Below are 12,787 nucleotides of genomic sequence, written 5' to 3'. Positions count from 1 at the left end.
GCGAGTGCCGGACGCGACGCAGGATGGACGCATGGACGACTCGACCACACCTCTCGGCGCGGGCACCCCGCCGCCGGAGCCCGACGCGGGGCCTGGCACGCGACCGCAGGACGACCGGCGCACTCCGCACGCCGGAGCGCTGACCGACATCCGACGGACCGAGGACGGGCGCATGGTCGCCGGTGTGTGCGCCGGCATCGGCCGCTACCTCGGCATCGACCCCGTCATCCCCCGCATCATCTTCGGCGTGCTGACGCTCGTCGGCTTCGGCGGCGTCCTCGCGTACGCCGCCGCATGGATCCTGCTTCCCGACGAGGAGACGGGCGAGAGCTTCCTGAAGCGCTGGCTCGGGCTCGGTGAGAACGAGCCGCAGATCCGTCTGGTCGGACTCGGTGCCGCCGCGCTCGTCGCCATCACGTGGACGTGGGGCTGGGGCTGGCCGCTCGGACCGGTGTGGATCATCGCCGCTGCCGTGATCGCCTGGGTCGCCTACCGCGAGTACCAGGAGCGGCGTCGCACCCGACCGGCAGGTCCGCCCCCGCCGTACGGCCCGCCGTCGCCCGGTGCTTACGCGCCGAGCACCTATGCCACGTCCTCCCCTCCGCCGCCGTGGGCGCCGACCCGTCCGGGAACGACGACCGCACCGCCGCCGGCCGTCCCCTTCGCACCGACCGCGCAGGGGTCGTACGGGTACGGCCCGGGGCCGGCCGCGCCCACCGCACCGGTGGTGCCGCCGACGTACGGGCAGGTCCCGCCGGGACCGCCGGTCCGACCGCCGGTCGTGCCGCCGCCGCCCAGGCCGCCGAAGCGGCCGAACCCTCGACACGACCGCGGCGCGCTCACCGTGATCACGCTCTCCCTCGCGCTGATCGCCACCGGCATCGCCCTGGTCACCGGCATCGGCGGTGACGAGCCCTCTGTGTACGTCGCGGTGGCGACCGGCACCCTCGCGCTCGGTCTGCTGGTCGGGACGGTGTTCGGCAACGCCCGTCCGCTGATCCTGCCGGCGATCGTCGCCGTCGGTGTCCTCGCGGCCACCACCGCCGTCCCGCACTGGGACGCCGGCCGCATCGAGGTCACGCCGAGCAGCGCTGCGGACCTGCGCGACGACTACGACGTCGGGTTCGGTGAGGTCATCGTCGACCTGCGCGAGATCTCCGACCCCGCTGCCCTGGACGGACGGCGCCTCGACCTCGAGGCCGGCGTCGGCACCGTACGCGTGTACGTCCCCACGACGGTGGACATCGACATCGAGGCCGAGGTCGGCGCCGGCTCCATCAACGCCCTCGGCTACGAACGCGGGGGCTTCCAGACCTCTCTCGAGGTCGGCGAGCACACCGACCGCCCTGACCTGACACTCGACATCGGCGTCACCGTCGGTGCCGTGGAGGTGATCCGCTCATGAAGCGCCATCCGCTCGACGCCCTGACCCTGGTCGCTCTCGCCTTCGTGCTCGTCGCCGGAGTCCTGTGGGGCATGTGGTACGCCGGGTGGGAGCCCGTCTCCCTCGCGATCGCCGCACCGCTGCTGCTCGTGCTTCTCGGCACGGTCGGTCTCGTGGCGACGCTGATCGCGGCCCGGCAGGCCGGTCGCCGGCAGCGCGAGCAGCGTACGGCGGTGGCCGACCTCGGCGAGGATCGCCCGCCCGCAGACACGGAGGCGGCCGCCGAGGCCGAGCACGAGACCGGCCCGGAGGCCGAACCCGCGCCCGAGCCTGTCGACGCCCCGACGGACACACTCACCCTGGAGGACCTCACCCGGCCCTCCGACGACCGAGAGGACCGACGATGACCGGTACGAAGAAGCTCACCCGCACGACAGGCGACAAGTGGGTCGGGGGTGTCTGCGGAGGGGTCGCCCGCTACACCGGCGTCGATCCGAACCTCGTACGCCTGGCCGTCGTGGTGCTCACCGTGCTCGGTTTCGGCTCGATGATCCTCGTGTACCTCGTCGCCTGGCTCCTCATGCCCGCCGACGTCTGAGGCGTGACGAGCGGCCCCGTCAGCGCGAGCGGGGCCGCTCGAAGAGGCGCGACATGACGATCGCGCTCCGGGTGCGCTCGACCTTCGCGTGCTCGCGCATCCGCTCGACGACCTGCTCGATCTCGGTCATGCTCGTCGCCATCACGTGGACGATCGCGTCGGCATTGCCGGCGACCGTCCATGCGCCGACGATCTGCGGGATCGCCTCCAGGCTGCGCTTGAGCTCGGCGGCCGACACGTTGCCGTCGTAGTAGATCTCGACGTAGGCCTCGGTGCTCCAGCCGAGCGCCGCCGGATCGGTCAGTGCGGTGAAGCCCGTGATCTGCCCGCGCAGCCGCATCTGGTCGACCCGCCGCTTGACCGCGGGTGCCGACAGCCCGACGCCCGCTCCGATCTCGGCGTACGTGGCGCGCCCGTCGCGCATCAGGTGCCCGATGATCTCGCGGTCGACAGCATCCATCGGGGCAGCCCTCCTCGTGGTCGTCCCCGCCAGCCTAGGGCCCGCCGTCTCCGAGCTGGTACGGCGTGCGCCAAGCCGGGGCGTCGTCGAGGTCGGGTCCCGACCAGTATTCGCGGGCGGCGACCACCCGCCCGTCGCGCACCGTCCAGAACCCTGTGGCGACGAACACGCCGTCGACCCCCTCCTGGGTCACCTCGACGTCGGACGCGACGCGCTCGCCGCTCCCGACGACCTCGCGCACCCGGATCGACCAGCCCTCCGGGTAGTCACGGTTCATCGCGACGAAGGACGCGCCGCTGAACCGCTCGCCGGTGCGCGGCCACTCGATCACCGCGTCGGGAGCGACGAGCGCGGCCACGCCCTCCCAGTCGCGCGCCTCCATGCGTGCCTCCAGCCGGCTGACAACCTCGGTCGCATCCATGCCTCCACGATGCACCGTGCCACCGACAGGTCCGGTCAGCTCTGCCAGGACTTCCACAAGGCGGCGTACGACCCACCGCGCGCCACCAGCTCGTCATGGCTGCCGAGCTCGCTGATCTCGCCGTCCTCGACCACGGCGACGCGGTCGGCGTCGTGCGCGGTGTAGAGGCGGTGCGCGATCGCGACCACGGTGCGGCCTTCGAGCACCGCGCTGAGCGAGCGCTCGAGGGCGCGTGCCGCGCGCGGGTCGATCAGCGACGTCGCCTCGTCGAGCACCAGCGTGTGCGGGTCGGTCAGCACGACCCGCGCGAGGGCGAGGTGCTGTGCCTGGGCGTCGGTCAGCCGGTGCCCGCCGGACCCGACCATCGTGTCGAGACCGTGCGGCAGATGCCCGACCCACTCGCGCGCGTCCACGGCGTCGAGCGCGGCCCAGAGCCGGTCGTCGTCGGTGCCACCGGGTGACTCCAGCGCCAGCTGGAGGTTGTCACGGACGGTGCCGACGAACACGTGGTGCTCCTGGGTGAGCAGCGCGACGCGGCGGCGAAGGTCGTCGAGCTCCAGCTCGGTGACCCCGACACCGCCCAGGGTGACGGCACCCCGGGTCGGCCCCTGGATGCCGGCGATCAGTCGACCGATCGTCGACTTGCCCGCACCCGACGGCCCGACGACCGCGAGGCGCTCCCCTGCGGTCAGCTCGAGGTCCACGCCGTGCAGCACCTCGCGCCCCTCGACGTAGGAGAAGCGCACGGCGTCCAGCTCGATCTCCTCGCCTGCAGGAGTCCGGCCGCTCGCGACCCGGTCGTCGGGCACCTCCGCGACGCCGAGGAGCCGCGCGAGCGACGTGGCGCCGACCTGGAGGGTGTCCATCCAGTTGAGGAGCCGGTCGACGGGGTCGATGAGGAAGCGCACGTACAGCACGGCGGCCGTCAGCTCGGCGAGCGTGATCGACCCCTCCGCCATCAGCCAGCCACCGAACAGCAGCGTGCCGGCGACGGGGATGAGGTATCCGATCTCGACGGCCGGGAAGAAGACGGTCCGCAAGCGGCGGGTGTACGACTCGGCGGCGTACGACTCCGCGATGTCGGCGTCGATGCGCTCGCGGCGCTGGTCCCCGAGGCCGAGCGCCTCGACCGTGCGCGCTCCCTCGACGGTCTCCGCGAGGGTCGCGTTGATCTGCGAGTACGAGGCGTGCTCGCGGATGTAGCCGTCGCGTGCGCGCTTGAGGTACCAGCGGGTCGCCAGCCACAGCACCGGCACACCGAGCACGAGCGGCACCGCCACCCAGCCTCCGACGAGCAGGGCAGCGACGATGGTGCACACGGCCGTCACCAGCGCGACGACGGTCTCGGGGACCGCGAAGCGGACGGACCAGCCGAGCGTGTCGACGTCGCGCGACGTCCGCGTGAGGAGGTCACCGGTCCCGGCGCTCTCCACCACACCGATCGGGAGGGTCAGCGCCTCGTCGACGAAGTCCTCCCGCAGCCGCGCCAGGACGACCTCGCCGAAGACGGCCGAGCGGAGGCGGGCGTAGCGGGTGAGGATCGTCTGCGCGATCAGGCAGGCCGCGATGACGGCGGCGAGCCGGTCGATGGTGGCGTTCTCGCCACCACCGGTCGCCGCAGCGACGAGGTCGCCGACGAGCCACGGGACGACGAGCCCCGCGGCAGCTGCGGCGCCGTGCAGGACGACGATGCCGACCAGGGCTCGGCGATGGTCGCGGGCGACCTGGCGCAGGTACGACCGGAGCAGGCCGGTGCCTGCGATCGGGAGTGCGTCACGCAACGTCCTCGGCCTCCTCTCGGGTCAGGACCTGCCGGTAGCGGCTGTCGGTGGTCATCAGGTGGTGGTGCTTGCCTCGTGCGGCGACGCGCCCGCCGGACAGGAACACGACCTCGTCGGCGACGTCCAGCACCAGCGGGCTGCTGGAGGTCACGATGGTGGTCCGGCCAGCGCGGTGCGTGCGCAGCCGCCCGGCGATCCTCGCCTCGGTGTGCGAGTCGACTGCGGACGTCGGCTCGACGAGCACGAGCACGTCGGCCTCCGTGAGCAGCGCCCTCGCGAGGACGACGCGCTGCCGCTGCCCGCCGGACAGGGAACGTCCCCGCTCGGCGAGCTCGGCGTCGAGTCCGTCGGTCAGGGTCTCGAGGACGTCGCCCGCCGAGGCGCTCGCGACGGCGCGCTCGATCTCGGCATCGGTGGTCGCGTGCCGGACGTCGAGGGCGTCGCGCAGGCGCCCGCTGAACAGCGCGGATCCGGTGTCGTTGACGACGATGCGGCGGCGGAGCTCGTCGCGCGCGACCGCCCCGAGGGGCACACCGCCGTACGTCACCGCGTCGACGTCGCCGCCGGGCGCCGGGTATCCGCCGAGGCGGTCGGCGAGCGCCACGACGTCACGGGGGTCGTCACTGACCAGCGCGGTCAGCAGACCCTGGCGCACCACGGTGCCCGTGGGGGCGTCGACGAGATCGCCGTCGGGCGGGCTCACCGGAGCGACGGGATCGGTCACGCTCGGGACGATCCCCAGGATCCGCGTGATGTGCCGCGCAGACACGTGGCCCCGGATGAGCTTGTTGGCGGCCTCGGTGAAGGTGCGCAGCGGGAGCATCAGGAAGGTGGCGTAGCCGTAGAACGCGATCAGGTCGCCGGGCGTGATCTGACCCGAGGCGGCGAAGCGCGCGCCCAGCCAGACCACCAGGACCACGAAGGCTCCGGGCAGCAGGACCTGGAAGGCGTCGAGGTACGACTGGACGCGCGCGACCTGCACACCCGCGCGCTTGACGTCCTGCGACGCAGCACGGTAGCGGCGGTCGAACATCGCCTCGCCACCGATGCCGCGCAGGACCCGCAGCCCGGCCACGATGTCGCTCGCGAGGGTGTTGAGCTCACCCTGCAGCGCCCGGGCGTGCTGGTTGCGCCGGTTGAGGTGGCGCAGCAGCGGCCCGGTCGCGAGCATCAGCAGCGGCACACCGATCAGCACCACCAGACCGAGCGTCGGGGACGCCTCGAGCAGGATCGCGGCGACGACGAGGTAGGCCACGATCGACCCCACGAACCGCCCCATCACGTCGACGGCGTTGCCGAGGTTCGCGATGTCCGTCGCCCCGACCGAGACGACCTCACCGTGGGCGACGCGGCGGTTCAGCTCCGAGCCGAGCCGACCGGCGTGCGTGCTCACCAGCTGCACCGTCCGGTAGGCAGCATCCAGCCAGGTCTGGACGGCGAGGCGGTGGCGCATGATGCCGGCGGTCGCCTGGACCCCACCGATGACGAGGAGCACTCCGGTCCACAGGAGCAGCGAGGTGCCGAAGCCGTCGTCGACGACCGCGTCGATCGCCGCACCGATCACCGCGGGGATCGTCGCCTGAGCCACCATCCACACGATGCCGAAGGCGATCGCACCGATCAGGGTCCATCCCTGGACGCGAAAGATCCACGTCATGAATCGCGTCGCCGAGCGAATGTCTGGTGTGCCTGGATCGGCGAGCGGGAGGTTCTTCACGTCCTCCAGAGTAAGGACGCACCCAGACGCCGAGCGACCGAATATCGCCCGTCCGGACGGTTCTGTGACGCCCGTCTCTCTGAGCGCCTCGCCGGTCGATCGGTAGGATGGCTCCCGGTGTGCCGGGAAGTCTGGTCGGCGTCATTTCCGGCGATCCCTCAGGAGCCCATCGTGCAGCACGACGACACCGTCCTCGGGCGGGGATCGTGGACCGAGACCTCACGCATCGCGGCGCTCCTGCGCAAGGAGACCGTCGGTGGCTTCCTGCTGATCGGCGCCGCGCTCCTCGCGATGGTGCTGGCGAACTCGCCCGCCGGCGACGCGTACGTCTCCCTCCGCGACTACGAGGTCGGGCCGGAGTCGCTCCACCTCCACCTCACCCTCGGCACGTGGGCCGCCGACGGCCTGCTCGCCATCTTCTTCTTCGTCGCGGGCCTCGAGCTCAAGCGAGAGCTGGTCGCCGGAGACCTCCGCGATCCCCGCCGGGCTGCGATCCCGATCATCGCCGCGGTCGGCGGCATGGTGGTGCCGGCGCTGATCTTCGTCGCGGTGAACGCCCGCACGGGCGACGGCGCCCTCCGCGGCTGGGCGATCCCCACCGCGACCGACATCGCGTTCGCGCTCGCCGTCCTCGCGGTCCTGGGGTCCTTCCTCCCGACGGCCCTGCGGACGTTCCTGCTGACGCTCGCGATCGTGGACGACCTGCTCGCGATCGTCGTGATCGCCATCTTCTACACCGACGACCTCGACATCGCCTACCTCGCCGCGGCGGTCGTCCCCATCGCGCTGTTCGCGTTCTTCGTCCAGCGGCGGGTCCGCGCGGCCTGGCTCCTCCTCCCGCTCGCGTTCGCGGCATGGACGCTGGTGCACGCGTCGGGCGTCCACGCCACGGTCGCCGGCGTCGTGCTGGGCTTCACCGTCCCGGTGGTGCGCAGCGCCGCGGCCGGTGGCCCCGAGGCCGGTCCGGGTCTCGCCGAGCACTTCGAGCACGTCTGGCGCCCCATCTCCGCCGGGATCGCCGTCCCGGTCTTCGCCTTCTTCGCCGCCGGTGTCGACGTCGGCGGCATCAGCGGCCTCGTCGATGCCAACCGGTCGACGATCACCTACGGCATCCTGCTGGGCCTCGTCGTCGGCAAGACCGTCGGGATCTTCGGCGCGACCTGGCTCACCGCGAAGTTCACCCACGCCCGTCTCGACCCCGACCTCGCGTGGGTCGACGTCGTCGGTGTCGGGATGCTGGGCGGCATCGGCTTCACCGTCTCGCTGCTCATCGGAGACCTCGCGTACGGTCTCGGGTCGGAACGCGACGACTACGTCAAGATCGGCGTGCTCGAGGGGTCGCTGCTCGCGGCGGTCCTGGCAGCGATCCTGCTCACGACACGCAACCGGCACTACCGCAGCGTGGCCGAGGCGGACGCGGTGGACGCCGACCACGACGGGATCCCCGACACGTACCAGCGCCGCCGCGACGTCGAGTGACCCAGCGCGCAGAACCGGTTTGACCCGACCTCTCGCGGCGACAAGACTCGCGACCATGTCCGTCTCCCTCGCGCCCGTGCCGCTGCCGACCTCGCTGTCCTCGCCGGAGGACTGGGCGCTGCGCGGGGTCGTCCGGGTGCGCGAGGCGATCGATCGCTAGATCCGTGGTCACGACGACCTCGTCCCCGACCTGGCACTGTCGGCCGAGATGATGGCCGACAGGGTCTACCGGCCGCTCGACCGGTGGGTCGCCGTGGCCGACGACTCCCAGACCCCCGAGTCCGTGGTCGGGCACGCCTCCGTACGCCTACCGCAGGTCGGTGACACCGATGTGGTGATCGTCGACGTCGGGGTCGACCCCCGCTGGCGTGGCCGAGGGATCGGGACCGCACTCGCCGAGCGAGTCGCGAGCGAGGTCCGTGCGGCCGGGCGCCACGTCGTCCAGGCCGACACCTCCCACCCGCGTGGCCCGTGGCCGGACGCGGACGAGCTGCAGCCCTCGACGGGCGTGGGCACCGTCCCCGTCGATGCGTCCACCCGCTTCGCGCTCGCGCACGGGCTGGTGCTCGAGCAGGTCGAGCGACAGCTGACGATCGATCTCCCGGTCGACCCGGACCACCTCGCCCGCCTCGAGTCGGAGGCGGCGCTCGCGGCCGGCCCCGACTACCGCACGCACGTGTGGGTCGACGAGGTTCCCGCGGAGTGGGAGGAGCAGTACGCCGCCCTGATGACCCGCATGACCACCGCGCCGCCGGCGGGTGGGATGGCGCACGCCGAGGACGCGTGGGACGTCGCCCGTCTGCGCGCGGCCACCGCTCGGCGCCGCGCCAGCGGGCGGGTCGCCGTCGTCGGAGTGGTCGAGCACCGCCCGACGGGGACGCTGGCCGCCTACTCGGTCGAGGAGTTCGCCGACTCACGCCCGGAGTCGGTCATCCAGGCCGACACCCTCGTGCTGGACGAGCACCGCGGGCACCGGCTGGGGATGCTCGTCAAGACAGCGCTGATGGGCACGCTCGCGACCGTACGCCCGCAGGCGCGTCGCATCCACACGTGGAACGCTCAGGAGAACGCGCACATGCTCGCGATCAACACCACGCTCGGCTACCGTCCGGCGAGCGTCGCGGCACAGTGGCAGCTGCTCCTCGACGTCGCGTAGCGCCGGCTGTCGATCTCGACGCATGCTGTTCGTTACCTGAGTGAGGGCACCGATCGGCGGGGCCCCGGCGAAGGAGGCCCACCATGTCTGAGCGCTACCTCTTCATCCTCTTCGACGACGAGTCCACCTGGGTCGACGCGACCCCGGCGGAGTGGGGCGCGATGATGGCCGCGCACGAGCGGTTCAGCAAGGCCATCGTGGCCGCGGGAGCGATCGATCACGGCGGCGAGGCTCTCCAGCCGACGACGACGGCCACGACGGTCCGGACCGGACCGGACCCGGTCGTGACCGACGGGCCGTTCGTCGAGTCCAAGGAGGCCTTCGGCGGCTACTACGTCATCGAGTGCGACGGGCTGGACGCGGCGCTCGCGCTCGCCAAGGAGGCACCGTCCGCCGTGGTCGAGGTGCGGCCCATCATGGCCGTGTGATCGAGGCTCGATGACCGACGTCGCGGACGTCGTCGCGGACGTCGTCGCGTCCCTGCACCGCGACCACTGGGGTCGCGTGGTCGCGGCGACCGTCCGCACCGCGGGCGACCTCGACACGGCCCAGGACTGCGCCCAGCACGCGTTCGAGCGGTCGCTCGTGGCGTGGCAGCGCGACGGCGTGCCCGAGAGCGGCGTGGGCTGGCTCGTCCGCACGGCGCGCAACCACGCCCTCGACCTGCACCGCCGCGCGGGCTCGCTGCGCGACCGGATGCCCGACCTCGTCCAGCGCGAGGAGTCGCGCAACGTCGACGAGGCGGCGGCGCACTGGAACGACGACCTGCTCCGACTGGTCTTCACGTGCTGCCATCCCGCGCTCGCCGAGCAGGACCGGGTGCTGCTCACGCTCCGCGTCGTGTGCGGGCTCCCGACGCCGACGGCTGCGGGCCTGCTGCTCCTCAAGCCCGCGACGGCTGCCGCCCGCATCACGCGGGCGAAGCACAAGATCACCGCCGCGGGGATCCGGTACGCCGTCCCGACCGCCGACGACCTGCCCGCGCGCCTCGACACCGTGCTCGAGGTCGTGCACCTGGTCGCGACCGCAGCGCACGAGCGCCCCCGTGATCCCGAGACCGACTCCTTGGAGGAGTCCTCGCGTGCACTCGCGACGAGCCTCGCCGAGATCTTCCCCGACGAGCCGGAAGTCCTCGGGCTGCTCGGACTCGTCCTGTTCACCCAGGCACGGACCGAGGCCCGGCGTGCCGCCGACATCGTCCTCCTCGACGGTCAGGACCGCGGCTCCTGGGACGTACGCCTGATCGCCGGCGGGCGCGCAGCGACGGCACGGGCGGTCGAGAGGGCCGTGGCGAGAGACGGGCGGGCCGGCCGGTACGCGCTGCAGGCCACCATCGCCGGCGTGCACGCCGAGGCGGTCAGCGTCGAGACGACGGACTGGCCGGCACTGCTCCGCCTGTACGACCGGCTGGTCGAGGTCTGGCCGACCCCGGTGGTCAGGCTCAACCGCGCGGTGGCCGTGTCGTACGTCGAGGGTCCGGGCGCGGCGCTCGAGGCGCTCGACGCGGTGGCCGGCGCGCCGAGCCTGCGCGAGTACGCCTACCTCCCCGCGGTCCGCGCACGCCTGCTCGCCGACCTCGGGCGTACGGCGGAGGCTGCGGCCGCGTACCAGTGCGCGATCGCGATCGCCGGCGACGACGCCCAGCGGCGCTACCTGAAGGGGCAGCTCGAGGCGCTGGGACCGTGAGCGCCAGCGACGTCAGGCACCGACGTCGTGCGCGTGGTGCTCGATGTCGTGGAGGAAGTACGTCGCGAAGGTCACCACCGTGAAGGAGGCCCCGTCGGTACGGCGTCCGGTGCGCGACCACTGCTCGGGTGCCACGCCGTCGAACGCGTCAGCCGTCAGGGCAGCCTCGCGGGCGAGCTCCTCGGCGACGGTCGCCGGGTCCTGCTCGGCGTACCGCGACTCCACGGCTGTGGCGTCCTGGTCCCAGTTCGGGTAGAGCGGGTCGTCCTCGTCGAGCATCAGCCCCAGCCGGAACCGGTAGAGGGCGAGCACGTCACGCACGTGGCAGGCGTACTCCAGAGGCGACCACGTGCTGTCGTCAGGGCGTACGCCGACGGCGCGACGCGAGAGCACGTCGGGCCAGAGCGCGGCGTTCGTGCGTACGCGTGCTCCGACCTCGGCTGGGACGACGCCCGCCGGGTCGAACCCGCACTCCGGGCACGCCTCGCGCGCGGTCCAGGTCCAGTCCTTCGTGTCGGGGACGATGGCCACGCGTCACTCCCACTCGATCGTGCCCGGGGGCTTGCTGGTGATGTCGACGACGACTCGGTTGACCTCGCTCACCTCGTTGGTGATCCGGGTCGAGATGCGCTCGAGCAGCTCGTACGGGAGACGGCTCCAGTCGGCGGTCATCGCGTCCTCGCTGCTGACCGGGCGCAGCACGACGGGGTGACCGTACGTCCGCCCGTCGCCCTGGACGCCCACCGAGCGGACGTCCGCCAGGAGCACGACGGGGAACTGCCACACCTCACGGTCGAGTCCGGCGGCGGTGAGCTCCTCCCGCGCGATCGCGTCGGCCTCGCGCACGATCGACAGGCGCTCCTCGTCGACCGCGCCGACGATGCGGATGGCGAGACCCGGGCCGGGGAACGGGTGGCGCCACACCATCGCTGCAGGCAGGCCCAGCTGCTCGCCCACCTGCCGCACCTCGTCCTTGAACAGGGTGCGGAGCGGCTCGATGAGGCTGAACTCGAGGTCCTCGGGAAGGCCACCGACGTTGTGGTGGCTCTTGATGTTGGCCGCCCCCTCACCGCCGCCGGACTCGACGACGTCCGGGTAGAGCGTGCCCTGGACCAGGAACTTCACCGGGGCGCCGGGAGTCTCGAGGATCTCCCGCTCGGCCGCCTCGAACGTCCGGATGAACTCTCGACCGATGATCTTGCGCTTCTCCTCGGGGTCGGTCACCCCGGCGAGGTGGCCGAGGAACTGCTCCCGCGCGTCGACGACCTTCAGATTGACGTCGGTCGCCTCGACGTAGTCGCGCACCACCTGGTCGCGCTCGCCCTTGCGCAGCAACCCGTGGTCGACGAAGACGCAGGTCAGCTGGTCGCCGATCGCCCGCTGCACGAGCGCTGCTGCGACCGACGAGTCGACGCCGCCGGACAGGGCGCAGATCACCCGCGCGTCACCGACGGTCTCGCGGATCCGGTCGACCTGCTCGTCGACGATGTTGACCATGGTCCAGGTCTGACGGCAGCCCGCGATCTCGACGAGGAAGCGCTCGAGGATCTTCTGGCCGTGCTCGCTGTGGAGCACCTCCGGGTGCCACTGGACACCGGCGAGACCGCGGTCGACGTCTTCGAACGCCGCCACGGCGGCGCGGGGCGAGGACGCGGTGACGGAGAAGCCCTCCGGCGCGGCTGTGACCTCGTCGCCGTGCGACATCCACGACCGCAGGGTGTCGGGCAGGCCCGCGAGCAGGACGCCGTGGTCACCGACCGCAACGTCGGTCCGGCCGTACTCGCGCTGGCCGGTGCTGGAGACCGTGCCGCCGAGGACCTGCGCCATCGCCTGGAAGCCGTAGCAGATGCCGAAGACCGGCGTGCCCTGCGTGAACAGGGCCGGGTCGAGCCGCGGTGCCCCGTCCTCGTACACCGACGACGGGCCGCCCGAGAGGATGACGGCCTTCGGGTTCCTGGCGAGCATCTCCTCGACGGGCATCGTGTGAGGCACGATCTCGGAGTAGACCTTCGCCTCGCGGACGCGGCGGGCGATGAGCTGGGCGTACTGGGCGCCGAAGTCGACGACGAGGACCAGGTCGTGGTCAGGAATCTCGGTCACGCCCC

13 protein-coding genes are annotated in these 12,787 nt (G+C 72.3%); 7 read left to right on the top strand and 6 right to left on the bottom strand.

Features of this window, described 5'->3' with window-relative positions; translation table 11 throughout:
- Nucleotides 1-31 precede the first annotated feature (31 nt).
- From GH747_RS14415 to GH747_RS14405, 3 genes are read left to right on the top strand one after another with little or no spacing between them, the layout of a single operon-like run.
- Complete coding sequence (locus GH747_RS14415; protein ID WP_149770292.1) at nucleotides 32-1,405, top strand: PspC domain-containing protein; 1,374 nt, start codon at nucleotides 32-34, stop codon at nucleotides 1,403-1,405.
- Nucleotides 1,402-1,791, top strand: coding sequence for a hypothetical protein (locus GH747_RS14410; protein WP_149770291.1), 390 nt, complete (start codon nucleotides 1,402-1,404; stop codon nucleotides 1,789-1,791). Before GH747_RS14415 ends, GH747_RS14410 begins: the two co-directional genes overlap by 4 nt.
- Complete coding sequence (locus tag GH747_RS14405; protein ID WP_149770290.1) at nucleotides 1,788-1,982, top strand: PspC domain-containing protein; 195 nt, start codon at nucleotides 1,788-1,790, stop codon at nucleotides 1,980-1,982. The genes GH747_RS14410 and GH747_RS14405 overlap by 4 nt, the downstream gene beginning before the upstream one ends.
- Nucleotides 1,983-2,001: 19 nt before the next feature.
- On the opposite strand, the gene GH747_RS14400 is transcribed toward GH747_RS14405, so the two are convergent.
- The 4 genes from GH747_RS14400 to GH747_RS14385 are packed head-to-tail and all read right to left on the bottom strand — an operon-like array spanning nucleotide 2,002 to nucleotide 6,301.
- Complete coding sequence (locus tag GH747_RS14400) at nucleotides 2,002-2,442, bottom strand: Lrp/AsnC family transcriptional regulator (RefSeq protein ID WP_149770289.1); 441 nt, start codon at nucleotides 2,440-2,442, stop codon at nucleotides 2,002-2,004.
- A gap of 34 nt (nucleotides 2,443-2,476) precedes the next feature.
- Nucleotides 2,477-2,863: a nuclear transport factor 2 family protein gene (locus GH747_RS14395; RefSeq protein WP_149770288.1), complete on the bottom strand. Its 387-nt coding sequence runs from the start codon at nucleotides 2,861-2,863 to the stop codon at nucleotides 2,477-2,479.
- 35 nt (nucleotides 2,864-2,898) lie between these two features.
- Nucleotides 2,899-4,644, bottom strand: a complete 1,746-nt coding sequence (locus GH747_RS14390) for an ABC transporter ATP-binding protein (RefSeq protein WP_149770287.1) — start codon at nucleotides 4,642-4,644, stop codon at nucleotides 2,899-2,901.
- Entirely contained in the window at nucleotides 4,637-6,301 is a 1,665-nt protein-coding gene (locus tag GH747_RS14385; RefSeq protein WP_149770286.1) for an ABC transporter ATP-binding protein, read from the bottom strand. Before GH747_RS14385 ends, GH747_RS14390 begins: the two co-directional genes overlap by 8 nt.
- Before the next feature lie 231 nt (nucleotides 6,302-6,532).
- On the opposite strand from GH747_RS14385, the gene nhaA reads away from it, so the two are divergent.
- The 4 genes from nhaA (at nucleotide 6,533) to GH747_RS14365 (ending at nucleotide 10,682) form a co-directional block, all read left to right on the top strand.
- A complete protein-coding gene (gene nhaA, locus GH747_RS14380) occupies nucleotides 6,533-7,840 on the top strand; it encodes a Na+/H+ antiporter NhaA (protein WP_228552934.1) in 1,308 nt (435 codons plus the stop codon).
- Between the two features lie 208 nt (nucleotides 7,841-8,048).
- The gene (locus GH747_RS14375; RefSeq protein ID WP_149770285.1) at nucleotides 8,049-8,996 is read left to right on the top strand and encodes a GNAT family N-acetyltransferase; all 948 of its coding nucleotides are present in this window, start codon (nucleotides 8,049-8,051) and stop codon (nucleotides 8,994-8,996) included.
- A gap of 83 nt (nucleotides 8,997-9,079) precedes the next feature.
- A complete protein-coding gene (locus GH747_RS14370) occupies nucleotides 9,080-9,424 on the top strand; it encodes a YciI family protein (RefSeq protein WP_149770284.1) in 345 nt (114 codons plus the stop codon).
- Between the two features lie 10 nt (nucleotides 9,425-9,434).
- On the top strand, nucleotides 9,435-10,682 hold the full coding sequence (locus GH747_RS14365) for an RNA polymerase sigma factor (RefSeq protein WP_149770283.1): 1,248 nt from the start codon (nucleotides 9,435-9,437) through the stop codon (nucleotides 10,680-10,682).
- Between the two features lie 12 nt (nucleotides 10,683-10,694).
- Here GH747_RS14365 and GH747_RS14360 read toward each other — a convergent pair whose 3' ends face one another.
- Nucleotides 10,695-11,213: a DinB family protein gene (locus GH747_RS14360; RefSeq protein WP_149770282.1), complete on the bottom strand. Its 519-nt coding sequence runs from the start codon at nucleotides 11,211-11,213 to the stop codon at nucleotides 10,695-10,697.
- A gap of 3 nt (nucleotides 11,214-11,216) precedes the next feature.
- Nucleotides 11,217-12,773 (bottom strand): glutamine-hydrolyzing GMP synthase, encoded by a 1,557-nt coding sequence (gene guaA, locus GH747_RS14355; RefSeq protein WP_149770501.1) that lies wholly within the window; start codon nucleotides 12,771-12,773, stop codon nucleotides 11,217-11,219.
- Between the last annotated feature and the right edge of the window lie 14 nt (nucleotides 12,774-12,787).

It is taken from the genome of Mumia xiangluensis (assembly GCF_010994095.1).
GTDB classification, from domain to species: Bacteria; Actinomycetota; Actinomycetes; order Propionibacteriales; family Nocardioidaceae; genus Mumia; species Mumia xiangluensis.
The sequence above is the reverse complement of the archived record's forward strand: the minus strand, read 5'-3'. Positions and strand labels throughout refer to the sequence as shown.

Excerpts from the sequence above, each read along its gene's own strand:
- GH747_RS14415 (WP_149770292.1), top strand. The coding sequence starts at position 32 with ATGGACGACTCGACCACACCTCTCGGCGCGGGCACCCCGCCGCCGGAG.
- GH747_RS14410 (WP_149770291.1), top strand. The coding sequence starts at position 1,402 with ATGAAGCGCCATCCGCTCGACGCCCTGACCCTGGTCGCTCTCGCCTTC.
- GH747_RS14405 (WP_149770290.1), top strand. The coding sequence starts at position 1,788 with ATGACCGGTACGAAGAAGCTCACCCGCACGACAGGCGACAAGTGGGTC.
- GH747_RS14400 (WP_149770289.1), bottom strand. The coding sequence starts at position 2,442 with ATGGATGCTGTCGACCGCGAGATCATCGGGCACCTGATGCGCGACGGG.
- GH747_RS14395 (WP_149770288.1), bottom strand. The coding sequence starts at position 2,863 with ATGGATGCGACCGAGGTTGTCAGCCGGCTGGAGGCACGCATGGAGGCG.
- GH747_RS14385 (WP_149770286.1), bottom strand. The coding sequence starts at position 6,301 with ATGACGTGGATCTTTCGCGTCCAGGGATGGACCCTGATCGGTGCGATC.
- GH747_RS14375 (WP_149770285.1), top strand. The coding sequence starts at position 8,049 with ATGATGGCCGACAGGGTCTACCGGCCGCTCGACCGGTGGGTCGCCGTG.
- GH747_RS14370 (WP_149770284.1), top strand. The coding sequence starts at position 9,080 with ATGTCTGAGCGCTACCTCTTCATCCTCTTCGACGACGAGTCCACCTGG.
- GH747_RS14365 (WP_149770283.1), top strand. The coding sequence starts at position 9,435 with ATGACCGACGTCGCGGACGTCGTCGCGGACGTCGTCGCGTCCCTGCAC.